A 26572-nucleotide genomic window follows, 5' to 3' on the forward strand; every position below is an offset into this window, starting at 1 on the left:
GGGTGGAGCAGCTCGGTAGCTCGTCGGGCTCATAACCCGAAGGTCGTCGGTTCAAATCCGGCCCCCGCAACCAACTTCCTGATAGTTTTCTTCTTTTCCCCCTCATTACATTGAATATATCTCCATCGGGTATGCAACCGATGGCGATTAATGCTGTTTCCTGCGCTTTTTCAAGACCATAACTGGTCGTCTCGACCATTTGTTAGGTATCATCAGATATCTCTTCATGGATGAGGCACGCGCCTGTGATCACTCCTTTTACCTATCTTCCTCCTGCTATTGAAAGCCGGGATGCCACGCTGACCGAGACCCTTTCACAGGGCTTGCCATTGCAACTGCTGCTGATCGCCGAAGAGCAAAAGGAGGCATTGCTGTCGCTACCGGCCCTGTCGGGGATCAACACCCAGTTGGCGCTTGGGCAAAAAGCACCTTTCACCCTGATGCATGGTTCCACCCTGTTGCTGGTCATATTGGTGACCGGCAATGTGACGCGGGATCACCGTCTTTATAAGCAGGTCAGAGGTTGGATAGCCCCGCTCTCCGGGCTCAAGGTAGAGCGGCTCGGGCTGCATCTGGAGGGGTTCTCCCCCTCAGAGCGGGTGATGCTGGCTGAATTGATGTTGTCGGCTCTGTTGGCCGCCAATCTACCGTTGCCGACCAGCAAAAGCCGTAGCGAAAGTGGCTGGAACTATCAGCATGTGTCGGTCTCTCCTGCTGTAGTGCTGGATCTCGCTCGTATCTACAGCGAAGCAGGGGGCAATGGGCTGGCTCGTCATTTGGCGGTGTTACCCGCCTCGGAGCTGACTGCGGCCAGCTATCGCGAGTTCGTCAGCCAGCTGGCTCAGGATGAAGGTTGGCAGTGCCATCACTACGATCAGGCGCAGCTGGCCGAGCTGGGAGCGGGGGCTTTTTTGGCGGTAGCCCGCGGTTCGGAAGATAATCAGGGGGCCATGGTCAAGCTCAGCTACTACCCGTCCAAGCCGGTACGCCGCATTGCGTTGGTGGGCAAGGGGATCTGCCATGACTCAGGTGGCTATAACCTCAAGGTATCCGGCAGCATGTATGGCATGCATCTCGATATGGGGGGCAGTGCGGTGGCGTTGGGTACCCTTTATGCCATCAGTCGGGCTCAGCTGCCCTATGAGGTTCACTGCTGGTTGGCGATTGCCGAGAATCATATCGGTCCCCAGGCTTATCGTCCGGGTGAAGTGGTGACAGCGATGAATGGTCTCACCATCGAAGTGGTGGATACCGATGCGGAGGGACGAATGGTGCTGGCCGATACTCTGACGATGGCGGCGCAGGATACCCCGGATCTGCTGATCGATTATGCGACTCTGACCGGCGCTTGCAAGCGGGCACTGGGCAGTCGCTATAGCGGCGTCTTTACCAATCGCCACGAATGGCTGGCATCGCTGGTCAAGCTGGGTCAGCACAGCGGTGAACGAGTCTGGCCCTTTCCGCTCGATGAGGATTACGATGAAAATATCGAGAGCGAGTGGGCCGATCTGTTGCAGTGTGCACCAGGCAGTTCGCCGGATCACATTGATGCGGCCCGCTTTCTTGCCCATTTTATCCCCGAGCAGACGCCCTGGCTGCACTTCGACCTGAGCGGTTTTCGCAACAAGGGGGGCAATGGGGTGGTCTCCAGCGAAGTGACCGGCTTTGGTGTGCGGTTCACGCTGGATCTGCTGGCTGGCCCACTCGGTCGAGTGGGGCACTCAGCTTCCGAATAATCTGACTGATAAAAGGATTTCTGTGAAACAACCAAGCTATGACTGGGTGCTGTTCGATCTGGATGAAACCCTGCTCGATTTCCCGGTCACCGCCGCGCTGGCGCAAACTCTGCAGATCTATGGTGTGGAGGCCGATGACGCCAGCATGGCGCAGTACCACGCTATCAACCATGAGCTCTGGCAGCAGTACAACGATGGCGAGATCGATGCGACAGTGCTGCAGCAGACCCGCTTCTCCCTCTTTGCCCAGCAAGTTGCCGCCGACCCCATGGAGATGAACAACACCTTTCTGGAGCAGATTGTCGCCCTGAGCATGCCCCTCGAAGGGGTGGTCGAGACCCTGCAGCAATTGCGCAGCAAGGTGCGGATGGGGATCATCACCAATGGTTTCAGCGTCCCCCAACGTGGCAGACTTGGAAAACTGGGCTGGAGCGAGTGGTTCGAGCCCCTGGTGATCTCTGACGAGATCCGGGTGACCAAGCCGGCGCCGGCTATTTTCCAGCACACCCTCTCCCTGATGGGGAAGCCGGATCCGGCCAGAGTGCTAATGGTGGGGGACAATCCGAAAACTGATATTGCCGGGGCTGCGTCACAGGGATTGGCCACCTGCTGGTATAACCCGAGGCGGCACTCGGGCGAATGCGATGCGACCCACGAGATCCACCACTTTGCCCATCTTGCTGACATTGTGCTGGGATGCTGACGGGCAGAGGTAACCCATCATGTCATCGGTGGCCAAATCGTCTTGGCAAGTCGCAACAAGGTTAGTTTGAGACAAGATAGGGTTTGCTTGAGACGGCAAGGGGAGCGGATGCTCCCCTTGCTCATTGAGTGTTTTGTTATGGTTGCAGTGATCTGAACTGGTAGCGGTCGAGGATCTGCTGATAGTCGGGGCTCTGTTTCAACTGATGGATGGCCTGATTGATCCGGTGCAGTTGCGCCTCTGTGGTGCTCTCTTTGCTCAGCATCAGGTGTACTGGTGTCTGCTCGAGCGGCAGCTGGATCTTGAATTCGGAAAGTATATCTCCATCATCACTCAACCCCTGCATCCCGTGGGGGTCTAGCACGAGCCCCTGAACTCGCCCAGCCCGTAGCATCTTCAACAGCTGATCCAGCCTCAGGCGTATCTGCAGGCGTGGTTGCATTTCGGGTTCGGTCATCAGCTGGCGAAAGGCATTGCCGTAATCAAAATTCTTGAGTACACCAATATTGAAGTCAGCTCGTTCGCGCAGCGATGCCAGCGAGGTAATGTCGCGCCAGCGTTGCTCATCCTGCCGGCGGATAATAATAACGGCCTGCTCTTCCCGGTAGGGATGGGTGAATCGCGCATATTGTTGTCGTTCGGTGGTGATATTGGCAGACATGGCAAGTTGTACCGTGCCAAAACGCAGTTCATGAAGCACCCTAGACCAAGGCATTTCGCTGAATCTGGCCTGATAACCGGCTCGCTGGAAGATGGCGTGGACCAGCTCAACGTCCAGCCCCCGCAACTGTTGCTGCTTATCGCGAAAACTGAAGGGTTGCCACTCTGTCCAGCCTACAACCAGGGGCTCTTGTGCTATTGCTTGGCAGCATAAACACCATATCAGCAAGACTCTGTACACACCTTATCCCCCCGGATCGGCTGATAGGGTTGAGTATTGGACAGGAATGACGGACTAACCAGTAGAGAAGAGGGGTGAGTGGATGCACAGAGGTGCATCCATCACAGTTCGTGGGCGTGGAATCCCTTGCGATAGCGGGCTTCGCAGCGCGGGCAGCGTTGCAGGGTCGGATCCTGTTCCAGCTGTTCGATGGAAAGCGGCTCTTCACAATCGGAGCAGAGGCCATAGAGGCCAAGATCCATCTGACAGAGTGCCGCATCGATCCGCTTGAGGCGGGCCACGCTCTGCTCAACCTTCGGCAGATCCAGCCGGCTGGTCAGTTCCACCAGTTGATCCTGCTCGCAGTGACCGACCTGTTCGGCCCACTCGTCACGGCGGCAAGCTTTAAGCTGACCGATCAGCGTTTCTCGTACTTGGGCCCAGTCTGACAGCAGGCGATTACGCCAGACAGTCAACTGTGCATGCGTCATTTCACACACATTATCCCCCACAGGACAGACGACAGATTCGGGGCAGTATAGGGATCCGATAACTCTATCAAGATGATATGCGTCAAGTTAAACGTGGTTAGCCGTGGCTTTTGGCTGCTTGCAGCAGGGCATCGCGGATGGGATCCGTCTCTTTGAGCACCCGGATCTCCTGAAACAGCAGGTCCGCTTCGGGATATTCCCGCTTGAGATAGCTGAACCACTGTTTGATGCGGCTGGGGTAGTAGTCAGCTTTTTCGCTGGCCAGATCCTGCTCGGTATAGCTCACCATCAACTGCAGTACCTCGGCCCAGCTCATGTGCGGGCAGCCGGTTTTCATCACGTTGGCCAGATTGGGCAGGGAGATGGCGCCGCGCCCGACCATCAGGGCATTGCAGCCGGAGACGCGGGCGCAGGCGAGGGCATCTTTATGATCCCAAATCTCGCCGTTGGCGGTGACGGGGATGGGCAGGGCGCGGCGAATGGCATCCACATACTCCCAGTGGGCGGGTGCCTTGTAGCCTTCGCGCTTGGTGCGGGCATGAACGGCCAGCTCGTTGGCGCCCCCCTGGAAGACCGCCTGGGCGTTCTCCAGATAGAGATCCTTGTCGTCGTAACCGAGGCGAATTTTGGCGCTCACCGGCAGATGGGCGGGCACCGCCTCGCGCACCGCCTTGACGATGCGGTAGATGGTCTCGGGCTCTTTGAGCAGCACCGCACCGCCCTTGCTCTTGTTGACCGTAGGGGCGGGACAGCCGAAGTTGAGATCGACCCCGGGGGAGCCCAGCTCGATGGCGCGCACGGCGTTCTCGGCCAGCCACTCGGGGTGTTGCCCCAGCAGTTGTACCCGCACCGGGGTGCCTGCGCGGGTTTTGCCATCTTGCAGCAGTTCAGGGCAGAGGCGGTAGAACACCTTGGCGGGCAGCAGCTGATCGACGACCCGGATAAACTCGCTCACGCAGAGATCGTAATCATTGACGGAGGTGAGTACCTCCCGCATCAGGTGATCCAGTACCCCCTGCATGGGGGCCAAAATAACGCGCATAACGGCTTTCCGACGAGAGTGGGGAGAAAAAAGAGCGCAGATTGTAGTGGGGTTGCGGCCCGCTGTCAGCACCCGCTCAAACTCTGTTAGGCTAGAGGGAGATAAATCACGCAAGGAGAAGGAATGAAGCGTTGGTGTCTGATGGCGCTCGGGTGGCTGGCATTTGCCACTGGTATTGTGGGCATTGTGCTGCCGCTCTTGCCGACTACCCCCTTCATGTTGCTGGCTGCCGCCCTGTTTGCCCGCTCGTCGCCCCGTTTTCATCGCTGGCTGTTGACCCATCCCTGGTTTGGCCCGCCCATCGTGGATTGGCAACAGTATCGCGGCATTCGTCGTCAGGCCAGACGGCGCGCCATTATCTTCATTTTGCTCACCTTTTCGGTGTCGCTGGCGGTGGTGCCACTGCTGTGGGTCAAGGGGTTGCTGGTTATCATAATGGTGATCCTGCTCACCTGGTTAATGCGTCTGCCGGTGCTGGAGCCAGTTGCAATGGTGAAGTGAAGTCCCTAAGCTATTGCAGCAATAATGCTATGGAGTCGGCCTGTCATTTTTGCGTGACAGGCTTTTTTATTTCCCGCAGAAGGGAATTGAGAAAAAATGGCCACCCCTGGGTCAAAAAAATAAGCGGTCAACACATGAATCCGGAAACCCTGAAATTTATCGAAGCAAGCATCAAGACCATTCCCGACTATCCGAAGCCGGGCATTCTGTTTCGTGACATCACCAGCCTGATCGAGAATGCCGAGGCCTTCAAGGCCACCATCGATCTGCTGGCCAATCATTATCGTGATCAAGGGATCACCAAGATTGTTGGCACCGAAGCTCGCGGCTTCATCTTTGGCGCGCCGGTTGCCTATGCCATGGGGCTGGGCTTCGTACCGGTCCGCAAGCCGGGCAAGCTGCCGCGCGAAGTGATCGAGGAGTCCTATGCCCTCGAGTACGGCACTGACACCCTGCAACTGCACACCGATGCCATCGTGCCTGGTGACAAGGTGCTGGTCGTGGACGATCTGCTGGCGACCGGTGGTACCGTTGATGCGACCGTCAAGCTGATCCGCCGTGCCGGTGGTGAAGTTGCCGATGCGGCCTTCATCATCTCCCTGCCGTCTCTGGGTGGCGATGCCCGCCTGACTGCTGCTGGCATCAAGGTAGTCTCACTGGTCGAGCTGGCCGGCGAGTAATGCCTCTTCGGCCCGATCCTCTGCATCGGGCCTGCATTGAACCGGTGCCCTTGCGGGCATCGGTTTGAAAATCAAGCGATCCCTCCCGCTCTGACCGATAGCCGATACAGCCAGCCCGCCATTTGTGTTAGCATCCGGCCTCAATGCCCTGTCTTCCCTGCATGATGGATTTATGAGCTATCAGGTTCTGGCGCGTAAATGGCGCCCCCATACGTTTGAACAAGTGGTAGGCCAGCAACATGTGCTGACCGCCTTGACCAACGCCCTGGATCAGGGACGGCTGCATCACGCCTATCTGCTGAGCGGTACCCGCGGGGTCGGCAAGACCACCATCGCCCGTATTCTGGCCAAGAGCCTCAACTGCGAGCAGGGGATCAGCAGCCACCCATGCGGCGTCTGTGATACCTGCCGCGAGATCGATCAGGGCAACTTTGTCGACCTGCTGGAGATTGACGCGGCGTCCCGCACCAAGGTGGAAGATACCCGCGAGCTGCTCGACAACGTGCAGTACCGTCCGGCCCGCGGCCGCTTCAAGGTCTACCTCATCGATGAAGTGCACATGTTGTCGCGCCACAGCTTCAACGCGCTGCTGAAAACCCTGGAAGAGCCGCCCCCCTATGTGAAGTTTCTGCTGGCCACCACGGATCCGCAGAAGTTGCCCATTACCATTCTCTCGCGCTGCCTGCAGTTTCATCTGAAGAGTCTGGATCAGACCCAGATCGCCAAGCAGCTCGAATGGGTGCTGGATCAGGAGGGGCAGCCCTTCGAACCACGCGCCCTGCTGGCCCTGGCCAAAGCCGCCGACGGCAGTATGCGAGATGCCCTGAGCCTGACCGATCAGGCGCTGGCCCACGGCAATGGTAGCGTGCGCCTCGAGAGTGTGCTGGCGATGCTGGGCACGCTCGATCACCGCCATCTGCACCAGCTGCTGGAAGCCATTTTGCGGCAAGATGCCCCCGCGACCATGGCCAAGATCACCGAGATCGCCACCCTGGGCCCCGATTTTGATCAGCTCCACGCCGAGCTGGAAGGCTTGCTCCATCGCATCGCCATGGCGCAGCTGCTGCCTGCCAGCGTGCAGGAGCAGGGGGCGGATGCCGATTCCCTGCTGCAACTGGCCAAGGCGATGAGCCCGGAAGAGGTGCAGCTCTGCTACCAGATCGTGCTGGGTGGCCGTAAAGATCTGCCCTGGGCCCCCGATGGCCGCACTGCGCTGGAGATGACCTGCCTGCGGATGCTCGCCTTCTCGCCAAGGCGCGATGCCCTGTATCCGGCCAGCCTCACCGCGTTGCCCCCGTCAATGACGAGCAGTGCGGCGAGCAGTGCCACGCCGGTAGCCTCCTTGCCGGGAAAGCGCCCGGCCGCTGAATCGGCCGCACTGGCACCGATCAGCGGCGCCGTGCCTGCACCGCTAGCCAGCCCTGTTGCTAACAGTGCCGTGCCCGCTGTTGATGTCTCCCTGCCTGCGATGGTGGATGACATCGGCAACCCCGCCGACAGCGAGGAGGAGGCAAAAGCCGCCGAGCTGTTCAGCCAGCAGGATGAACTGCTGCGTGAAGCCGCAGGCATGGGGTATCAACCCGAGCCCGCGTTGACCCATGCGCAACCCGATGTGTCTGCGCACTCAGCTGCACAGCCCGCAGATGCTGATGAACAAGCTTCTGCCGCAGCCTACGCGGACCATTCCCGTGGCGAGTCGCTGACTGCCCCCTTCGAGCCCGCGCTCGAACCGACAATTGCGCCGGTTACCGCTCCTGAAGCTGTTTCGGCGGTGTCGAGCATGCAAAGCCTGCTTGGCAAGCGAAACATGCTGCGCAGCCGCCAGCGTGGTCAGGATGCCCCGGCGGCGCCCGCGCCGCGCGCGGTGCCGGTTGCGCCAGCTCGCCCTGTTGCGCCCGCTGCTGCACCGGCCGTCACCCAACAACCTGCTCCGGTCAGCCAATCGGTCGGGCAGGGGATGGCGGCGATGGGTCACTATGATGATCTGCCGCCGGTGGATCTCTATGGCGACGGTTACGAGCCGCAGGGTGACAACGGGGAATACGAGGAGTACCTCAATCAGGGCTTTGCCGAGCAGACTCAGGTGATGAGCCACGCCCCTGTCACGGCACCGGCCCAGCCAACCGATCTGCCCCCCTGGGATCTCGACGGGCAGCCGAGCTATCGACCCGGCGAGCGCAGCGCTGCGGCGCCTGCGGTGACGCCTGCCCCAGCGACCCAGCCACCCGTTGCCACCACGGCGGTGGCTGCTACCCCTGTGACGCAGGATGAGCCCGTTCAGCCGGTGATGGAGACCATCGACTGGGATGAGCTCGAGAGCGACAGCGAGCCGCAAGAGGGAGAGGCGACTCGCCTTATCCCCTCCTCGCTGCTCAATGGTTGCGGCGACCCTTGGGCCGAGTTGATCGCTCACACTCAGGTGGGAGGGCGGCTGCGCCAGCTGGCCATCAACTCGGTGATGACGCGGGAAGGGGACAAGGTACTGCTAACCCTCAAGCCCGAGCAGCGCCATCTGGTGAGCGACAAGGCGCGCGCCGATCTGGCCGAGATCATCGGGCCAGCGCTGGGTCAACCGGTGCAGGTCGAGGTGACGCTCGGCGTGGTGCCTGACCAGGAGACCCCCCTCGAGATCGAACATCGCCTTTATCTCGGGGTGCGCGAGCAGGTGACCCGGGATCTGGAGCAGGATCCCAACGTACAGTTTTTAGTTCAGCGGTTTGGTGCCGTGCTCCATCACGAGAGCATCGAGCCCCTCAACCGCTAAATTCCGTGGCCGGGAGCTTGCTTCCGGTTGAAAAGCAGTTTGGCTGTCCCCATCTAGGACAGACAAGCCCACAGCCCGGCGCTGGATGCCGGATTTCAAGACGAGAGACGACATATGTTTGGTAAAGGTGGAATGGGGAACCTGATGAAACAGGCCCAACAGATGCAAGAGCGTATGCAGAAGGCGCAGGAGCAGCTGGCTCAGATGGAAGTGACCGGTGAAGCCGGTGCTGGCATGGTCAAGGTCACCATGACCGGTAGCCACAGCGTCCGTCGCATCGAGATCGACCCCTCCCTGATGGAAGATGACAAGGAGCTGCTGGAAGATCTGGTCGCCGCCGCTTGTAACGATGCCGTGCGTCGTGTGGAAGAGCAGAACAAGGCCAAGATGGGCGAGCTGACCGGTGGCATGCAACTGCCGCCAGGCTTCAAGATGCCGTTCTAAGGCGACTCTCCCCGCGCATTCTTGCTCCCTTGTCGCTGGCCATTCGGGCCACGGCAAGGGGGACGGCCGAGAGACCCAAAGACGCAGCGTTATTGCTCAGGCGATACGCTGCGTTTTTTATGGGCGCCATGCTGGCGTGGACGGGCTCTAACTATCCCTTCTGCGGAGAGGTTGCCACAGCGAAGGCCGATTGAGCCATGAAACGCAGCCGCCTTGCCAAGGTGGCGCTATTTGTCGATACCCGCTATCGGATATCCCGGTTTTGCGTGGCCGGGCGGGATCGGCATAATGGCGGCTTGCCGTATCGAGGAGATTGTATGAAATATATCGGAGCCCACGTCAGTGCGGCCGGCGGGGTGGAGAATACCATCGCCCGCGCCCAGGCCATCGGGGCCAACGCGTTTGCCCTCTTTACCAAGAATCAACGTCAGTGGCAGGCCGCCCCCTTGTCGGATGCCACCATCCGCGCCTTCAAGGCGGCCTGTGACAAGGCCGGTTTTCTGCCGGAGCAGATCCTGCCCCACGACAGTTACCTCATCAATCTGGGCCACCCGGATCCCGATGGTCTGGCCAAATCCCGCGATGCGTTTCTCGATGAGATGAAGCGCTGCGAGCAGCTGGGGCTTTGCTATCTGAACTTCCACCCCGGTAGCCATCTCAAGCAGATCCCAGAGGCTGCCAGCCTCAAGCTGGTGAGCGAGTCCATCAACTGGGCGCTGGAGCGAAGTGAAGGGGTGACGGCGGTGATCGAGAATACCGCCGGGCAGGGGACCAACCTCGGCTGGTCGTTCGAGCACCTCGCCACCATCATCGAGGGGGTGGAGGACAAGAGCCGGGTCGGGATCTGTTTCGATACCTGCCACGCCTTTGCCGCTGGCTACGATTTGCGCACCGCCGAGAGCTGCGCTGCCGTCTTTGCCGAGTTCGACCGCACGGTGGGTTTTCATTATCTCAAGGGGATGCATATCAACGGCGCCAAGTGCACCTTCGGCAGCCGGGTCGATCGCCACCACAGCTTGCGGGAGGGCAATCTGGGGGAGGCTGTTTTCCACCACATCATGAATGATGATCGCTTCGATCGCATTCCGCTGATCCTCGAGACCATAGACGAGTCCATCTGGGGCGAGGAGATCAGCTGGTTGCGCAGTCTGGCGAAGTGATACTCAGAAGCGAATCAAAGAGAGGGAGCCGTGGCTCCCTCTCTGCTTTTTCCATCATTAGCGGGCGGGCCTGTCAGCGGCGCTCCGAGCGCGCGTTACTCTGCGCGGCTCACCTCGGCATCCTTCACCTGAGCCCGGCAGAAGTGGATAAAGTGGCGCAGGGAGGTGGAGTGGTACTTCTGCTTGTGCCAGATAAGGGAGAGCTGGCGCGGGAAGCGGCGGGAGAGGGGCAGGGCGATCAGCCGCCCATCTGCCAGGCGATCCGAGGCTGCCAGCCGGGAGATAAAGGAGATACCAAGCCCCTTCTCCACCGCCAGCATCACCGCCTCCAGGGTGTTGAGTTCAAGCCCTGGTTGCCAGCGGGGCAGCTCGGGCTGGATCTGCTGGATAAATTGCTCGCGGCTGCCCGATTGTGCTTCACGCAATACCCAGGTTTCGCCCCCCAGACGGGAGAGGGAGAGCTCCTTCTTGTTGGCAAGCGGGTGACCGGGTGGGGCCACCACCAGCATCTCGTCCTGCAGCCAGGGTTCGGCGAGCAGGTCGGGGTGGTGGTTCTCCCCCTCGATCAGTGCCATATCCAGCTCGAAGTTGGCCAACGCATGGCAGAGCAGGTGAGTGTTGTTGATGGTCACCTTGGGGGGGAGCCCCAGCTCCTGTTTGCTGCTGGCGAGCAGGGTGGGGAGCAGGTAGTTGCCGATGGTCTGGCTGGCACCAAGGCGCAGTTGGCCGCTCGGCTCGGCATCGGGGCTGAACAGGTTCTCGATATCTTGCATCCGTGTCAGCAGCTCTTCGGCGGCCGGTTGCAGCAGGCGCCCCTCGTTGTTGAGCTGCAATCTGGGGTGAATGCGGTCAAACAACGGGGTGGAGAGCTGGCGCTCCAGCTCCTGTAGCGACTGGGAGACGGCCCCCTTGCTCAGGCAGAGCTCGTTGGCGGCAAGGCCAAGGTTTCCATAACGGGCAATGGTGGCGAACACTTTCAGCTGCTGCAGGGTCAGTTTCATCGTGTTTGGTTTTCCTGAATGATTGATTTAATTCATTTAGATATCGTAAACGATAAGGGACCATTATCCTATCGCCATAGTCATCAATAGAAAGGTGTCATCATGATCGCAAGAACCCGTAAATCACTGGCTGCCGCCCCAACCCCCATGGCGGGTCTGGCGCTGGGCATCGCCAGCCTTGGTTGGTGTTGGGAAAATGCCGGTCACTTCGATGGCCGGATGCAACTGCTGGGTGCTGCCATTGCGGCCGTGCTGCTAGTGATCCTGACCTTCAAGTTTCTGCTTCACCCCCGCCTGCTGTTGCTGGATCTCGCTCACCCCGTGGTGGGCAGTGTGGTACCGACCTATGCCATGGGCACCATGGTGGTCTCCAAAGCGCTCGGTATGATTGCGCCGCAAGCGGGCGAGGCCCTCTGGCTGTTTGCCGTGGCGGTTCATCTGCTGTTCCTGGCCACCTTTATCTGGCATCGCGCCAAAGAGTTTGAAATCCACCACATGGTGCCGAGCTGGTTCGTGCCGCCGGTGGGGATCATCGTGGCTGACGTCGCCTTCCCGGGTGGTCAGTTTGCCCCGCTGGCCAACGGTCTGCTCTGGTTCGGGATCATCTGCTACGGCTTGATGCTGCCGCTGATGCTCTACCGCCTGATCTTCAGCCATGAAGTGCCGGATGCCGCCAAACCGACCATTGCCATTCTGGCTGCCCCTGCCAGCCTCTCTCTGGCCGGTTACCTGACTGTCAGTCAGGAGCCGTCACTGCTGCTGGTGGCCGTGCTGTTGGGGATCGCCATCCTGATGACCGGCATCATCTATCTGGCCTTCATCAAACTGCTGCGTCTGCCCTTCTCGCCGGGTTATGCCGCCTTCACCTTCCCGCTGGTGATCGGTGCCACCGCTCTGTTCAAAGTGGCTCATCTGGTTGAAGGGTTTGCGCAAGGGAGTCACTACGTCGAGCAGATCAGACTGCTGGCTCACTTCGAGCTGGGGGTGGCTACCGTGATCGTCGGGTATGTGGCACTGCGTTACCTGATGTTTTTTCTGCCGCAGCGTAATACCGAAATGAATAACGGCATGGCTCGCCAAGGGGCTCACCGATAAACCTTGATGATGTGACATCGGGAAATGGATAAGCAGTGCGCTCCGAGAGCGACGGGATAAACGACCAGTCATACGATGGATGGACAAAGAGCCTCCACCCTGGTTGTGTAACGAGCAAAATGCCCCGCAGTGCGGGGCATTTTTTTATGGTTTTTTGATGTGGCGCCAGTGGCGGGCTATTTGACATGGATTTAACTGGTATTACCTGTCAGGACGACTACAATGCAGCACCACTTTTTCGCTCGACCCCGATACATGTCGTCCCAAGATCCCGTATTTGACTCCTCTTTTGAAGCCCGTTTTCTGCATCCCCGCTACTGGTTCAGCTGGCTGGCGCTCGGTGTGCTGATGCTGCTGGCCTTTGTGCCGGTGCGATTGCGCGACCGTTTGGCCGAAGCCTTGGCACCGCTGGTGTTTCGTATCTCGAAAAAACAGATCTATATCGCCAGAACCAATCTGGAGATCTGCTTCCCGGACAAGAGCCCGGAAGAGCGGGATGCCATTGCACTGACCTCGATCCGGGTCGGCCTCAAGAGTCTGTTGGGATTTGGCGAGTTCACCATGCGCAGTCAGCGTTATCTGATGAGCCGGATGCAGGTGATCGGTTGGGAGCATATCGAGGCGGAGCGGGCTGCCGGTCGTCCGGTGATCCTGGTGGTGCCCCATACCTGGCCGGTGGATGCCGCCGGTTACTGCTTCACCCAGCGCGGGGTGCCCATGTGCACCATGATGAAACGGGCACGCAATCCGGTGTTTGACTGGCACCTCAACCGTGCACGGGCCAAAAACGGTTGCCGCGTTTACGAGCGCAGCGCCGGGATCAAGGCGGTGATCAGAACCATCAAGAGTGGTCGCAGCTTCTTCTACCTGCCGGATCAGGATCACGGTCGCGAGAAGAGCATCTTTGCTCCCTTCTTCGGCCACCCCAAGGCGACCCTGCCAGCCTTGCCCCGTCTGGTTCAGGTCAGCGGCGCCAAGGCGGTGCCGCTGCTCGCCTGCTATGACGAAGCGAACCACTGTTACCGGCTTGAGATAGATGCCCCGTTTGACAACTATCCCACCGAGGATGTGATGGCCGATACCTGTCGGATGAACGATATGGTGCAACAGCAGCTGACGCGCCATCCGGGCCAGTACATGTGGTTCCTCAAGATCTTCGATACCCGTGAAGATCAGGAGGGGCCGGATGGCCTCTACGAGGCGGGGATCCAGCGGATCCGCAAGGGATTGTCGCCCCACGGCTGACCCTGAATTAAGATTGATTGAAATGGCCCCAGGTGGGCCATTTTTTATGATAACTAGTCTGATCTGTGCCTTGCAGGTCGATAGCAAGCCTCCTCAGGGTAGAAAAAAATGTCAGGATAATTACAATAACCGCTTGTTTTTGATGACTTGATGGTCGCCATGTCTGCGTTAGATCCGGTATTTGATACCTCATTTCATAGCCGCCTGCTGCATCCCAAATGGTGGGGCAGCTGGTTCGCACTGGGCCTGCTCTCCCTGCTGGCATTTACTCCTGCGAGGTTGCGGGATCGCTTTGCCGATCTGGTCTCACCGACCCTGCTGCGTTTTTCGAAAAAGCAGGCCTATATTGCCGATACCAACCTCAAGATCTGCTTTCCAACGCTGGATGCCGCCGCACGTCAGGCGCTGCTGCTCAAATCGATCCGGGTCGGGCTCAAGACCTTTATGGGCTTTGGCGAGCTCAGTTGGCGCAGCAAGGCGCGCCTGACCCGCCGCGTCAAGGTGAGCGGCTGGGAGCATGTGCAAGCGGAGCAAGCTGCGGGCCGTCCGGTGATCCTGGTGGTGCCTCATACCTGGGCGGTCGACATGATTGGCCGCTACTTCTCCATGATGGGCATCGAGATGTGCACCATGATGAAGAGCCCGAAAGATCAGGTTTTTGACTGGTACATCAACCGCGAGCGGGCCAAAGGGGGCAAGGTCTATGAGCGCAGTGTCGGTATCAAGCCGGCGATCAAGTCGATCCGCGCTGGCGCCAGTTTTTTTTATCTGCCGGATCAGGATCACGGCCGTGAGGCGAGCGTGTTTGTTCCCTTCTTCGGTCGTCCCAAAGCAACCCTGCCAGCGTTGCCCAAGCTGGTGAAACTGACTGGTGCCAGAGCCGTGCCCATCTTCGCCAGCTATGACGAGGATGAGGGATGCTATCTGCTGGAGATCGAGCCGCCGTTTGACCCTTATCCCACCGCCGATCTGCTGGCAGACGTCAACGCCATGAACCGGGTGGTGGAGATGCAGGTGGCGCGCCATCCCGAGCAGTACATGTGGTTTCTCAAGATCTTTGAAACCCTGGAGCATCAGGAGGGGGATGACGGACTCTATGAAGCGGGGATCCAGCGTATTCGTCAGGGCTTGCCGCCCGAACCTTGAAAATTGGCCCGCATGCGGGCCAATTTTGTTGGCAGAGGAGCCTTTCGTATTTGGTCTGTTGCGGGTGGTTTTTAAGGCGAACGGGTGGACAAAAACAGCGCAAACAGAGGATAACAGGGTGTCTTATGACAGGGAGAGGCAAGTGAGCGTGCGCGGAGCTATCTTCGAGAGCGGAAATAGGGTAAAAGGGCGGCCATGAAAATTCCAAATCGAATCCAACCCCTGGTGGATGACGGCCTGGTCGATGACGTCATCAGCCGGCTGATGAGCGGCAAAGAGGCCGACGTCTATGTGGTGCGCTGCGGCGACGAGATCCGCTGCGCCAAAGTCTATAAAGAAGCGTCCAAGCGCAGCTTCAAGCAGGCCGTGGTCTATCAGGAAGGCCGCAAGGTGCGCGGCAGTCGCGATGCTCGCGCCATGGAGAAGGGCTCCAAGTACGGCCGCAAACAGCATGAAGAGGTGTGGCAGAACACCGAGGTCGACGCCCTGTTCAAGCTGGCGGCGGCCGGTGTGCGGGTGCCGCAGCCCTATGTCTGCCTCGATGGCGTCCTCTTGATGGAACTTATCACCGATGAGGATGGCAATGTCGCGCCGCGCCTCAACGATGTGGCGCTTACCCCCGAGCAGGCGGTCATCGACCATGCCAAGGTGATCCGTTACGTGGTGAGGATGCTCTGCGCCGGTCTTATCCACGGCGATCTCTCCGAGTTCAATGTGCTGGTGGATGAACAGGGCCCCGTCATTATCGACCTGCCCCAGGTGGTGGATGCCGCCGCCAACAACCAGGCCAAGGCGATGCTGGAGCGGGACGTCAACAACATGCGCAACTACTACGGCATGTATGCCCCCGAGCTGCTCAAGACCCGCTACGCCCGGGAGATGTGGGCCCTGTATGAAGATGGCAAACTGACCCCCGACAGCGAGTTGACCGGCTTGTTCGAGGAGAGCCGCGAGCAGGTGGATCTCGATTCTGTATTGCACGAGATCGAGAGCGCCCAGGAGGAGGCACTGGCTCGTCAGGCCAGGATGAAGGCCGAAGAGGAAGACAGCTACTGATCTTGTTGGTGGCCGTGGTCAATGGAAAAAGAGCGCCTAGTGGTGCTCTTTTTTATTGTCTGCCGCACAGCCCTGGCCTCTTGGCCGGGGCCAGCCGGTAAAACCGGACCCAGCAGAGATCGCCGGTATGATAGCGGCGATCCAGCCATTGTCCATCTGCAGCTTCAATGACCTTGAGCGAGGCGGGATTTGTCTTGTCACAGCTGATGAGCACAGGTTCGCTGAGCACATGGCGCTGCACTCAACCGAGCAGGATGCGGGCGGCACCTTCACCCCGGCGGGTGGGATGGTCTCGTAATCGATATAGCCAAGCCACTGGTGGGTGGCTTGGCTTGTCGCCGTGGCGCAGGCGCAAGGTGGCGAGGAGCGCTTCCCCTTCGAGGGCAAAATAGGTGGTGGTCGGTAGGTAGCCCGGCGGCAGATGCAGGCCATTGGCATGGGCGAGCAACTCCTGCAGCCACTGAGTCGAGCCGAATTGCGCCACCTGATAGAGCGGCAACCCGGCGGCGCCACATTCGGCCTCGTAGCGGCGGTAGGCGGGGGCGTCGGTCAGCCGAGCGGCCCGGCACTCGATGAGGGGTTGCATCAGGTCTGGGTGGCCAGAGGCCACAGCGGCCAGGGTTCGCTGTGGTGTGGCTCCTGGATGCAGGCGCGCTGGCGGCCAGCCTGTTTGGCGGCATAGAGTGCCCGATCCGCGCGCGAATAGGCCTGCTCAAAGCTCTCGCCCTGCTGCAGCGAAGTGAGCCCTATGCTGAGGCTGATGGGGCCACCGGCCAGCGACCGAGTGGCGTCTGCGACCCGCTGCTGCAGGGTCTGGCAGCAGGCCGGCAGCGTTTGCGAAGTCTCCATCACCAGCAGCGCCAGCTCGTCGCCGCCAAGGCGCCCGGCTAGCCCCGCCGTCGGCAGGCTCTCCCGGATCACCCGTCCCACCGCCCGCAGCATGGCGTCGCCAGCGGGATGACCGTGGCGGTCATTGATCTGCTTGAAGTTGTCCAGATCGATCAGCAGCAGCTGGCCGGGGCTAGCCATCTCGCGGGCACGCAGGGCCACCTGGTGTTCGAAATAGTGTCTGCTGTCCAGTCCGGTCAGGGCATCCAGGTTGGCGCGCCGCTCCAGCTCGCGCTGGGTGGCGAGCAGCGCCTGCTGCTGACGGGTGTGCACCAGGCTCAGCAAAATGAAGCTGCGGGCAATGGTAAAGAGCAGGCTGAGCAGGATCACCGGGCCGAGCAGGGGATCGGTCAGGCTGGAGGCAGCCGACTCAGGCCACCACTGATGCTTGGCCATCCTGATCAGTTGCAGGGCCAGTTGCAGCGCAAGCAGCAAGATGGCAAAGCGCAGCACCCGGTAGGCGGGGGCCAACCGCTGATAGCGCCAGAGCTGCCACAGCAGCAGGCACATTTGCAGCGAGATGGCCCCGGATAGCACCACGATCCGGCTGTGTATGTCATCCTGCGGTAGCTGTGTGGCGGTGACAGCGAATAGCAGGAAGCCGGCGAGGGCAAGGAGCGGGCAGAGCCAGCCGAAACGGTCGGCCTCGCGCCGGAAGAAGTGGCGCAGCCCCCGCTCATAGAGTAGCGGGGTGGCGATGATCAGCAGATTGGTAAGCAGGATATTGGCAAGGGAGATCTCTCCCGTAAGGGGTCGCAGCAGCAGGCAGCCAAAGGCGGCGGCGATGGCCAGTTCGCTGGCCGACCAGTAGAGCAGGGAGCGCAGCTGTCGCTGGGTATGCCACAGGTAGGCGAAAATGGCCGCGACCCCGATGTGCGACAGGCTGACGAACAGCACCAGACTCAGCAACTGGGCCGAGGAAAACAGACTCTGCATCAAGGGTTTGGGCTCTTCCTGCCGGGAACGGCGCAGCGACCTCAGGGCCGGGTGACTGGGCCGGATCACAGCATGAATTGCGCCGTTGAGCAATGGTTCAAGTGATCCGGGCACGATCGCGGCAACAACCGCCACAAGAGGGCTGCTGACTCGATTAATCAGGGGCGGGGCATGACGCCGGAGCGTTTATGCTTCCCACACTCTTGGGTCAGTCAATAATGACCGGCAGCCGCATGACGTTGGCCTCCCGACCGAGGTGGGCCAGCAGGCGGCGCACATCGTCGAGGCGGATGATCAGAGTAGCGGTGTTGACCAGCGGATGGCACTGCGCCTGTTCGGCCTGCCAGATGGCCTCGTCCACCACCAGCTCTACCGCTTTTTCCCTGTCGCGCACCATGGCGAGCAGGGTCACCGAGCCCGGGGTAAGGCCGAGCACAGCATCGAGCCGCTCGGGGGAGCCAAAGCTCAGCCGTTTGACCCCGAGCATGGCTGCCAGCCCCTTGAGGTCGACCCGGTTCTCCTCCGGACTCACCACCAGAAACAGCCGCTCGCTTTTCGGGTCGCGCAAAAAGAGGTTCTTGGTCTTGGCGGCGGGCAGGTCGGGCAGCAGCCTGCTCGCCTCCTCACAGGTATACACCGGGGGATGTTCAACACGCTGGTAGGGGATAGCCAGCTGATCCAGCAGGGAATAGATTGCCACAAAGACTCCTTTTGTCGGCGAAGAGTGGTCAGAACGGGATGGGCGGGAATAACGACCGGATCGAGCTTACCAGTTTGACTCCCGCCTCGCAGCCAGCGTGACGATTGCGAGCAGGTACTGTATGAACGTACAATGGTGCTATTCTCGGACAGCCCCTTTACGCTTCATGACTGCAACCCAGCCCACTGTACCCGCCACTCCGCCGCTCGACGGTTTTATCCTGACCCGCCACGGTCGGGACGTGCGCGGTCGCAACGGGCAGGCTGCAACCACCGAAATCGTGATGTGGCTCTGGAGCGCGCAGGGGCCGGTGCGGGTGGTGGTGCCGGGGCAGGAGCCGGTGTTCTTTTTGCCACAGAGCCATATGGCAGAAGCCGCCGAGCTATTCAAAGGGGCCGGGGTGAGCGGGCGGTTTCGCCGCCTGCCGATGCACACTTTCGATGGCCGCCCTGTGGTGGGCTGCTATTTCGCCACCCTGAGTGCCTTTCACCGCGCCATCGAGCTGCTGCTTATTCGCGGGCTGGAGCACTTCGAGGCGGATATCCGGCTGCCAGAGCGCTTCTTGATGGAGCGTTTCATCACAGCTGGCGTGCGCTTCGATGGCCGGGCGGTAAAAAAGGGGGGCAAGCAGGGCTACTGGGAGGTGAACGAGGCGCGCTGCGCGCCGCAGGCGGTGACGCCAACCCTCTCCTGGGTGTCGCTGGATGTGGAGTGCGCCATGGACGGGGCGCTGTTCTCGGTCGGCCTTTACAGCGAGCAGGATGCGCGGGTCATCATGATCGGCACCCCGGAGGCGGATGCCGAGAGCTGGGGAACCCAGGTCCAGTGGGTGGCGGACGAGGGCACCCTGCTGAGTGCGCTGGAGAGCTGGTTCAGTCTGCATGACCCCGACTTGGTGATTGGCTGGAACGTGGTTAATTTTGACTTTCGTCTGCTGCTGCGCCGCGCCGAACTTAACAAGCGGCGACTGCGGCTCGGGCGGGGGCGCGAGCTCTGCTTCTGGCGCTCGTCACGGGGCGATCCCCAGACTGGCAACGTCATTATCCCCGGGCGCATGGTGCTCGATGGCATCGATACCCTGAAAAGCGCCACCTGGCAGTTTGCCAGCTATAGCCTGGATGCGGTGGCGAGCGAACTGCTCGGCCGTGGCAAGGATATCGAAGATGTGGCCAATCGGGGGGAGAAGATCACCGAACTGTTCCACTCCGACAAGGAGGCGCTGGCCCGCTACAACCTGGAAGATTGCAAGCTGGTGTGGGAGATCTTCGATTTCTGCCACCTCATCCCGTTTGCCATTGAACGCGCCTCCCTCACCGGCCTGGAGCTGGACAGGGTGGGGGGCTCGGTGGCGGCCTTTACCAACCTCTATCTGCCGCGGCTCCATCGCGGCGGATACGTGGCCCCCAATCTGCCAGCCGACGGTGGGCTCGCAAGCCCAGGTGGCTATGTGATGGACTCCAAACCCGGTCTCTATCGCCATGTGCTGGTGCTCGATTTCAAGAGCCTCTATCCCAGCATCATCCGCACCTTCTGCATCGACCCCATGGGGCTCATCGAGGGGCTGCAGCATCCCGAGCACGCTATTCCGGGCTTTCGCGGCGCCATGTTCTCCCGCGAGCGGCACTTCTTGCCGGAGCTCATCGCTACCTTGTGGGCGGCGCGGGATCGGGCCAAGGCCGCCAGCAACAAGGCGCTCTCCCAGGCCATCAAGATCATCATGAACTCTTTCTACGGCGTGCTGGGGTCGGGTGGCTGCCGTTTCTATGATCCGCGCCTTGCCTCATCTATCACCCTGCGTGGCCACAGCATCATGCAGCAGACCCGCGAGTGGATTGAGGCGAAGGGGTTCGAGGTGATCTATGGCGATACCGACTCCACTTTCGTTCATCTGGGGCGCGAGACCAGCCCCGATGAGGCGGACGAGATCGGTCAGCGACTGGCGCAAATGATCAACGATAACTGGGCTGCACTGATCAAGCGCGAGTTCGATCTGCCGAGCTATCTGGAGATCCAGTACGAGACCCACTACCGCCGCTTTCTGATGCCCACCATCCGCGGCTTGGAGAAGGGCAGCAAGAAGCGCTATGCGGGGCTGGTTGGCAAGGCCAGCGAGGGGAGTGAACAGCTGGTGTTCAAGGGGCTCGAATCGGTGCGTACCGACTGGACCATGCTGGCCAAGCAATTCCAGACCCGCCTCTATGAGCTGGTGTTTCACGATGAAGATCCCAGCGGCTATGTGCGCACCATGGTGGATGAGACTCGCGCCGGTCGTCACGACGATCTGCTCATCTACCGCAAACGGCTGCGCCAGAAGCTCGAGGAGTATCAGAAGAACGTGCCACCCCATGTGCGGGCGGCGCGGCTGGCCGATGAGGAGAACCTGCGTCGCGGTTTGCCCCTGCGTTATCAGCATCGGGGCTCCATCGCCTATCTGATGACCCTCAATGGCCCAGAGCCGCTGGAGTACCGGCGCAGCGCCATCGATTACGAACACTACATAGACAAGCAGTTGCGGCCCATTGCCGATGCCATTCTGCCCTTTATCGGCGAGTCGTTCGACCGGATCTGTGGTCAGCAGCTGGATCTTTTCTGATTGGTGCAAGATGGCACTTTACTTCCCATGAATACTGTATAAAAATACAGTTATAAATCATGGAGAAGTTTCCTATGCGTCTTGAAATCATCATCGACAGAAAACATCAGATCCCGACCTCGACCATGGAGGCGCTGCGTCAGGAGCTGCTCAAGCAGCTTGGTGAAAAATTCCCCGACATCCATGTGCGGGTCGCGCCGGGCAGTGCCATGGCTCTGACCGTCAGCCGTGCCAGTAAGGAAGACAAAGAGCTGGCCGAAGCCATGGTGCAGGAGGTGTGGGAGAACGCCGAGAGCTGGATGCCGGAAGAGAATGTCGCATCCTGATCCCGCTCGGTCAGTGGATAACACGGGCGTTGGATACATGGGCGGCGTATAAACGTGCATGCCCGATAACGCACCGTTGATCCTCGGATAACAAAAAACGCAGCCAGGTGGCTGCGTTTTTTGTGGGTGGTGAGAGGTTCGCGGTGGCTTGTCTGGCTCTGGGGTGAGCCAGGCCCGTTACAACCCCGCCCAGCTTTTCAGGCTCTGCTGCTGCACCCGGCGATTGGCTTCGCGGATCTCCCCTTTGGCGCGCAGATCCTTGATTGCGATCGGCAGGGCTGCGCGTACCTCATCGCTGCTCATCCCGGCCTTGAGGGCTGGGTGATAGGCTAGCTTGAGCAGCACATAGTCGAGGCCGGTCAGGAAACTGTCGATGCTGTTGTCATTGAAGATGGAGGGAAACACCTTGTCCGAGTCGTTGGGTAGCCCCATCACCTGGGTGAACTCCTCCACCACGCAGTCGAGAAAGCGCCCCTTGGCCCGGCTGTAGTCTACCGGAATGATGATGGTGGCACGGCTGATCTCGTGTTTTGCATTGGTTGCAAAGTTGGCCAGGCAGAGTCCCTCCTTGAGTGCCATCCCGACCGACGGATCGCCCCCCATGGTGCGGTTGGCCCAGCTCTTCATCTTGCTGTAGTCTGTCATGATCAGGGTAAGGTTGGGCTTTGCGGTCACCATGCTGATGGGGTGGCCGGTGATGCGGGCCAGATGGGCCGCCTGTACCTTCACCACATCGGCCTGCAGGGGTTTGTCGCCCGACTCGTTGACAAGCAGCAGCCGGATCGGCTGTTGCCAGCGGGCAAAACGGGTCTGCCTGGCTTCGCCATACTCCCGCTCCATGGCGATGGCCATAAAGCTCTCGGTGAGATAGCTGTCGCTCTGCCAGCGCTCATCGGCCCGGGCGCTGTGTCCCGCGAGCAGAAGTAGCAGGGCCAGCAGCCCGCGTGAGGCGCAGCGGGGATGGGCTGCGCGGCCCAAGCTGGTCATTACCAAAGTGGCAATAAAGCGGGTGGCGGCAAATGACATGTTTCCTCCCTGAAACGGGTGTCAGCCTAGCGGCTGGCCTTGTCGATATCGCGCCAGGTGAGCCAGAGCCTGAGATCAAACTCCAGTTGATGATAGTCCGGCTCCATGTGCTGGCAGAGCTGATAGAAGCTCTTGTTGTGATCCTTCTCTCTGATATGGGCCAGCTCGTGCACCACGATCATTTTCAGGAACGGGGGAGGCGCCTCCTTGAACAGGGCGGCGATGCGGATCTCATTCTTGGCCTTGAGCTTGCTGCCCTGCACCCGGCTGACGTAGGTGTGCAGGCCGAGGGCATCCTTGATCACGTTGATCTTGCCATCGAACACCACTTTTGACAGGGGGGCCGAGCTCTTGAGGTAGCGGTTCTTCAGCTCCATGGTGTAGGCAAGCAGCGCCTTATCGCTCTGGATCGGGTGGCTTTCGGGGTAGCGTTTGGCCAGCATCTCCCCCAGCTTGCCTGCCGCAATCAACTGCTGTACCTGTGCCTTGAGAGGGTCGGGATAGCCGCCCAGATAAGTCAGTTCCGCCATGGTGTCACTCGTTACATCAAAAAGAGCGTCATTGTAGTTATCTCGGGCGGGCTTGCCTACTACGGGCCGCTGCTGCAAGGGGCTCTGGCGCAAGAAAAAGGGCGGCCATTGCAACAATGGCCGCCCTGCGGGGCGTATTGACAATCAGCGTCGGCGATAGAGACCCGGATCCACCTCTTCGTAGTGGCTGGTCAGGTATTGATAGAAGGCGAGATGGGAAGGGGAGCTCGGTTTTTTCAGCTCCTCGCTCACCCGGTCCGGCTTGGCGATGATGAACTTCGGAGTCTGGCGCTGGATATCGGCCAGCACCCGCTCACGCACGTCATAGGGCGGATTGACGTTGGCAAAGAAGAGGTAGGCGGAAGCCGGCTGGCGATCGGTCCAGAGATAATATTGCGGCTGGATGCCATCGACCCAGATCTTGTCGCTCGGGCTGGTCTCGGCCTTGATGCGATCGACCCGTACCTGCGCCGCCGGATTGAAGGGGCGACCCTTGAGGGTCCCTTCCCAGGCGTTGTTGATCATCAGCAGCAGCATGGCCAGCGTCGCCAGCCAGGGGGTGGCACTGCGCACATCCCAGGCGCGCCAGAGGGGGATGAGGATCAGCACCGGCAGCGCCCACAGCAGGCTGGTGCCGAGCACCTCGTTGACCCGCTCGAGGGACCACTCCTTGGTGCTCCAGCCAAAGGCGAGCTGCTGGGCCAGCAGCCAGCTGGCGGTGAGTACCACCAGCGAGATGCAGAGCAGGCCGATCGCATCTGCCTGCTGTTCGCTGCGATCCAGCAATACCGCCAGCGGCAGCACTGCCAGTTGCAGATAGAGCACGTCGTAGTGATCGAACACATGGCCGGAGACCGAGTTGGCGATCAGGGTAAACAGCACCCCAAACAGGGTCGCCAGCAGGGCGGGCAGATACCACTCCTGACGGCGGCTCAGCATCAGAATGATGAAGGCGGGCAGCAGCATCACCAGGCCTGTGCGCAGCAGGCCGACGGCGCCCACCATGGGAGAGAAGCCGTTGCCATAGCTCCCCTCGAAGAAGATGTCGAAGGCGTAGTATTTGAAGGCCGCCAGCAGGTCGTGCTGCTGGAAGTAGGCGTAAAGCGGGCCGCCAATCAGCGCCAGCCCCAGCAGGCTGGAGATGAGCAGCAAGATAGCGTCGCGCCACTTCTCGTGCAGGCACCAGTGGCAGAACAGCACCAGATACCAGGCCCCCCAGAAGGCGCCGTTGTTGGTGCGCATCCAGGCGACGATGGCGAAGGTGAGTGCCGCCACCAGCGCCGGCCACCAGCGAAATCCCTTGTCCAGCAGCAGGGTAATGAAAGCCCACTGGGCGATGAGGGCGAGGTGGAAGGTCCAGTCCTCGGTCATGTTGCCGTAATAGTAACGGGTACCGTAGAGAGCCAGCACTGCCAGCATGGCGCCGAGCCGCGCCTTGAACGAGAGGCCAAGTTGGGCAAAGGCTTGCCAGCTGGCTAGCAGTCCGAGCCAGCATAGCACCCACTCCAGCGCCCAGATCCCGACAAAACCACCCATTCCATAGCCCAGCGCGTCGAGGGCGAAGATCATCGGCCCCTTGATGTCGATCATGTCGCGATAGAGCACACCCCCTTCGCTCCACATCTTGCCCATCACCGCGAACAGCGAGGCATCAAAGCCCGGCGCCATGGCGTAAACAAGCGGGTTGCGCAGACAGAAGAGCAGCGCCAGCAGGGCGGTCAGCAGCACGATGGCTGGCTTGATGCCCGGGTTGACGCGAGGGGGAGTGAAACGGATGGAGTGATTCATGAAGTCGCCTGTTCCTGCAGCTGGTCTTGAAAGCGGGCCTATCTTGCCGAGCTAGTGAGTGCGATGCAATGGGGCGGGCCCGTGTGGGGCAAATATTCTCGAAAAAGCCCGGTTCTTGCAGGGAACCGGGCGCTGGCTGCGGCAATATTGGCCGTCAGGGGATGTAGCAAGCCATCCCCCCTCTGCATCAACTGAGGTACTCAAGCAGGGGCGGCTGCGCTTCCAGTGTCGGCAGGTGACGGGCCCAGCGGATAAAGGCGTCGGCCAGGGTGATGCCGAGCTCCTGATTGTGCTGGGTCAGGGTACGCGCCAGTGCGGTGTAGCCCTCCTTGCCGGAGGCGGTATAGGCGCTCGACACTCCGCGATAGACCTGTTCGGCATTGACCGCTTGCCACTGGCCGGGGGCGGCTTCCCACTCCAGTCGGGTGATGCGCTGGCCCTTGGGCCGATCGGCCTGATAGGTGAATCGCACCCCCGCGGTGTAGGGGAAGCTGCCGTTGCCATTGCCGACCACGCCGTTGTTGGTGGCGTTGTCGATGGCATTCTCCAGTGCCTCCGCCAACTCGTGACCGTGCACCCGATAGAGGGTGAGGGGAATGGCAAACGGCAGCAGGCGACCGGCGATATCCGCTTCGCTCAGGGGGCCCGGCTCCAGCGAGCAGCGCACGCCGCCAGCATTGTGCAGGGCAAAGTCCACCTCGCCTACCTGTTCACGGGCGGCGGTCAGCATGGCGCGGGCCACCAGCGGGGCGAGCTGGCTGCCGTGGGGCTGGGTGGCATCCGGCAGCCGCTGATGGGGAAGTGGCGCCGCCAGTCGGGTGACGATGCGCTGGCTCATGGTTTCAATCTCCGGCCGGTAGCGTTTGGCCAGATGTTGTTCAAGCTGTGGGTCCGGCTCACAGAAGGTGAGCCCGACAGGTGGCGTGGAGGCGTACGGCCAGGGCTGCCAGGGGAGCCACTCCAGCTGACCCTGACTCTGCACGACGCGGCCCGCCTCATCGAAGGTGAGCTCGCAGACACCGAGGCAGAGGGCGCTGTGGCCAGCATGCAAAATAGCCACCCCGTTGTTCATCAGCGGATAACTGCCTTCGCTTGGCAGACCCAGCTGCGCGAGATCGCCGAGCAGGCTGTGGGTGTGGCCGCCGATGATGAGACTGAGCTCGGGGAAGCGTTCGGCCAGCAGCTTGTCCTGATCCAGCCCGAGGTGGCTCAGCAGCACGATATGCTGGATCCCTTCGCGCTTGATCTCCTGCAACACCCTGGTGAGGGTGTCGGCGACCGCGTGGAAACGGGTGTGGGGATCCGGGTTGGCGATGGCAGCCATCTGGGCGAGGGTGATGCCGAGCAGTGCAAAGGGAACCCCGTCGATCACCCGGCGATGCCAGGGCTGATGGGCGTCGTAGAGGTGGGGAATATCCCACAGCCCCAGCGGCGTGTCGGCTGGCTCCTGACTGTTGTCCAGATTGGCGGCCAGCACCGGAAAATCGAGCTGGCGCAAGAACTCCACCAGCGGGCCGTTGCCCAGATCGAACTCGTGGTTGCCAAGTACCATGGCATCGGGGGCCAGCATGGCGAGCAGGTCGGCGTTGGCGCGCCCTTTGAAGCGGTTGAAATAGAGCGAACCCTGAAAGGAGTCGCCACCGTGCAGAAATAGAAAACGCTGGCCGGCTGCTGCGGCTTTGGCACGCAGTTGGGTCAGTCGGGTCAGGATCCGGGCATAACCGCCGCACTGGGTGCGCCACTGGCCTTCACCGACAGGGGAGAAGCTCATGGGCGCGCCATCGAAGTGGGAGTGGCAATCACTGAAATGGGCAAGTTGAACCGTAATACTCATCTCGGTC

General features: G+C 60.6%; 25 protein-coding genes. 13 read left to right on the top strand and 12 right to left on the bottom strand.

The features are described from left to right. Window positions 1-199, bottom strand: a 199-nt coding sequence (locus tag G5229_RS19715; protein WP_421207280.1) for a hypothetical protein, incomplete at its 3' end; no start/stop codon positions are given. 46 nt (window positions 200-245) lie between these two features. Here G5229_RS19715 and G5229_RS19720 point away from each other — a divergent pair. Beyond that, window positions 246-1736 carry a M17 family metallopeptidase gene (locus tag G5229_RS19720; protein WP_266135690.1) on the top strand — a complete coding sequence of 497 codons (1491 nt, stop codon included), beginning with the start codon at window positions 246-248 and terminating at the stop codon, window positions 1734-1736. 22 nt (window positions 1737-1758) lie between these two features. Next, the gene (gene yjjG, locus G5229_RS19725) at window positions 1759-2439 is read left to right on the top strand and encodes a pyrimidine 5'-nucleotidase (protein ID WP_421210150.1); all 681 of its coding nucleotides are present in this window, start codon (window positions 1759-1761) and stop codon (window positions 2437-2439) included. A gap of 136 nt (window positions 2440-2575) precedes the next feature. Here the strand turns inward: yjjG and G5229_RS19730 are convergent, their stop codons facing one another. The 3 genes from G5229_RS19730 to dusC form a co-directional block, all read right to left on the bottom strand. After that, window positions 2576-3283, bottom strand: coding sequence for a substrate-binding periplasmic protein (locus tag G5229_RS19730; protein WP_421210182.1), 708 nt, complete (start codon window positions 3281-3283; stop codon window positions 2576-2578). A 158-nt stretch (window positions 3284-3441) separates the two neighbouring features. Further along, a complete protein-coding gene (locus G5229_RS19735) occupies window positions 3442-3810 on the bottom strand; it encodes a TraR/DksA family transcriptional regulator (protein ID WP_421210152.1) in 369 nt (122 codons plus the stop codon). A gap of 97 nt (window positions 3811-3907) precedes the next feature. Beyond that, window positions 3908-4852, bottom strand: coding sequence for a tRNA dihydrouridine(16) synthase DusC (dusC, locus tag G5229_RS19740; protein WP_421210154.1), 945 nt, complete (start codon window positions 4850-4852; stop codon window positions 3908-3910). A gap of 123 nt (window positions 4853-4975) precedes the next feature. Here dusC and G5229_RS19745 point away from each other — a divergent pair, with 123 nt between their 5' ends. The 5 genes from G5229_RS19745 to nfo all read left to right on the top strand — a co-directional run bounded on the left by G5229_RS19745 (window position 4976) and on the right by nfo (window position 10401). Next, window positions 4976-5353, top strand: a complete 378-nt coding sequence (locus G5229_RS19745; protein WP_064335934.1) for a YbaN family protein — start codon at window positions 4976-4978, stop codon at window positions 5351-5353. A gap of 134 nt (window positions 5354-5487) precedes the next feature. Then, window positions 5488-6033 (top strand): adenine phosphoribosyltransferase, encoded by a 546-nt coding sequence (gene apt, locus G5229_RS19750; RefSeq protein WP_005352403.1) that lies wholly within the window; start codon window positions 5488-5490, stop codon window positions 6031-6033. Between the two features lie 172 nt (window positions 6034-6205). Then, on the top strand, window positions 6206-8797 hold the full coding sequence (dnaX, locus tag G5229_RS19755) for a DNA polymerase III subunit gamma/tau (RefSeq protein ID WP_421210156.1): 2592 nt from the start codon (window positions 6206-6208) through the stop codon (window positions 8795-8797). A gap of 114 nt (window positions 8798-8911) precedes the next feature. Beyond that, window positions 8912-9241 carry a YbaB/EbfC family nucleoid-associated protein gene (locus G5229_RS19760; RefSeq protein ID WP_005333445.1) on the top strand — a complete coding sequence of 110 codons (330 nt, stop codon included), beginning with the start codon at window positions 8912-8914 and terminating at the stop codon, window positions 9239-9241. A gap of 317 nt (window positions 9242-9558) precedes the next feature. Then, window positions 9559-10401 (top strand): deoxyribonuclease IV, encoded by an 843-nt coding sequence (nfo, locus tag G5229_RS19765; protein WP_005333444.1) that lies wholly within the window; start codon window positions 9559-9561, stop codon window positions 10399-10401. Between the two features lie 95 nt (window positions 10402-10496). Here nfo and G5229_RS19770 read toward each other — a convergent pair whose 3' ends face one another. After that, complete coding sequence (locus G5229_RS19770) at window positions 10497-11402, bottom strand: LysR substrate-binding domain-containing protein (protein ID WP_040068074.1); 906 nt, start codon at window positions 11400-11402, stop codon at window positions 10497-10499. Window positions 11403-11504: 102 nt separating this feature from the next. Between G5229_RS19770 and G5229_RS19775 the strand changes: the two genes are divergently transcribed. The 4 genes from G5229_RS19775 to G5229_RS19790 all read left to right on the top strand — a co-directional run bounded on the left by G5229_RS19775 (window position 11505) and on the right by G5229_RS19790 (window position 15944). After that, window positions 11505-12497 carry a TDT family transporter gene (locus tag G5229_RS19775; RefSeq protein WP_158112510.1) on the top strand — a complete coding sequence of 331 codons (993 nt, stop codon included), beginning with the start codon at window positions 11505-11507 and terminating at the stop codon, window positions 12495-12497. 255 nt (window positions 12498-12752) lie between these two features. Continuing rightward, window positions 12753-13742, top strand: coding sequence for a lauroyl-Kdo(2)-lipid IV(A) myristoyltransferase (gene lpxM / locus G5229_RS19780; protein WP_216953494.1), 990 nt, complete (start codon window positions 12753-12755; stop codon window positions 13740-13742). Between the two features lie 150 nt (window positions 13743-13892). Then, window positions 13893-14888: a lauroyl-Kdo(2)-lipid IV(A) myristoyltransferase gene (locus G5229_RS19785; RefSeq protein ID WP_216978871.1), complete on the top strand. Its 996-nt coding sequence runs from the start codon at window positions 13893-13895 to the stop codon at window positions 14886-14888. Window positions 14889-15083: 195 nt separating this feature from the next. Further along, window positions 15084-15944, top strand: a complete 861-nt coding sequence (locus G5229_RS19790) for a PA4780 family RIO1-like protein kinase (protein ID WP_216978870.1) — start codon at window positions 15084-15086, stop codon at window positions 15942-15944. A 241-nt stretch (window positions 15945-16185) separates the two neighbouring features. Here the strand turns inward: G5229_RS19790 and G5229_RS19795 are convergent, their stop codons facing one another. From G5229_RS19795 to G5229_RS19805, 3 genes are all read right to left on the bottom strand, one after another. Continuing rightward, the gene (locus tag G5229_RS19795) at window positions 16186-16530 is read right to left on the bottom strand and encodes a hypothetical protein (protein ID WP_421207272.1); all 345 of its coding nucleotides are present in this window, start codon (window positions 16528-16530) and stop codon (window positions 16186-16188) included. Next, window positions 16530-17768: a GGDEF domain-containing protein gene (locus tag G5229_RS19800; RefSeq protein ID WP_219296629.1), complete on the bottom strand. Its 1239-nt coding sequence runs from the start codon at window positions 17766-17768 to the stop codon at window positions 16530-16532. The genes G5229_RS19795 and G5229_RS19800 overlap by 1 nt, the downstream gene beginning before the upstream one ends. 208 nt (window positions 17769-17976) lie before the next feature. Continuing rightward, window positions 17977-18468 (bottom strand): prolyl-tRNA synthetase associated domain-containing protein, encoded by a 492-nt coding sequence (locus tag G5229_RS19805; RefSeq protein ID WP_421210159.1) that lies wholly within the window; start codon window positions 18466-18468, stop codon window positions 17977-17979. 166 nt (window positions 18469-18634) lie between these two features. Between G5229_RS19805 and G5229_RS19810 the strand changes: the two genes are divergently transcribed. Together G5229_RS19810 and G5229_RS19815 are read left to right on the top strand one after the other, a co-directional pair. Further along, a complete protein-coding gene (locus tag G5229_RS19810; protein WP_421210161.1) occupies window positions 18635-21061 on the top strand; it encodes a DNA polymerase II in 2427 nt (808 codons plus the stop codon). A 74-nt stretch (window positions 21062-21135) separates the two neighbouring features. Further along, window positions 21136-21387 carry a DinI family protein gene (locus G5229_RS19815; protein WP_005333426.1) on the top strand — a complete coding sequence of 84 codons (252 nt, stop codon included), beginning with the start codon at window positions 21136-21138 and terminating at the stop codon, window positions 21385-21387. A 177-nt stretch (window positions 21388-21564) separates the two neighbouring features. Here G5229_RS19815 and G5229_RS19820 read toward each other — a convergent pair whose 3' ends face one another. The 4 genes from G5229_RS19820 to G5229_RS19835 form a co-directional block, all read right to left on the bottom strand. Further along, complete coding sequence (locus G5229_RS19820; protein ID WP_421210184.1) at window positions 21565-22374, bottom strand: DUF2927 domain-containing protein; 810 nt, start codon at window positions 22372-22374, stop codon at window positions 21565-21567. Window positions 22375-22439: 65 nt separating this feature from the next. Beyond that, window positions 22440-22943 (bottom strand): M48 family metallopeptidase, encoded by a 504-nt coding sequence (locus tag G5229_RS19825; protein ID WP_139407751.1) that lies wholly within the window; start codon window positions 22941-22943, stop codon window positions 22440-22442. 144 nt (window positions 22944-23087) lie between these two features. Next, window positions 23088-24731, bottom strand: coding sequence for a hypothetical protein (locus tag G5229_RS19830; RefSeq protein ID WP_421210163.1), 1644 nt, complete (start codon window positions 24729-24731; stop codon window positions 23088-23090). A gap of 187 nt (window positions 24732-24918) precedes the next feature. Further along, window positions 24919-26565 carry a bifunctional metallophosphatase/5'-nucleotidase gene (locus tag G5229_RS19835; protein ID WP_421210165.1) on the bottom strand — a complete coding sequence of 549 codons (1647 nt, stop codon included), beginning with the start codon at window positions 26563-26565 and terminating at the stop codon, window positions 24919-24921. Window positions 26566-26572 lie beyond the last annotated feature (7 nt).

The sequence above is a fragment of the Aeromonas sp. 602396 genome (assembly GCF_049173735.1).
Classification (GTDB): Bacteria; Pseudomonadota; Gammaproteobacteria; order Enterobacterales; family Aeromonadaceae; genus Aeromonas; species Aeromonas veronii_A.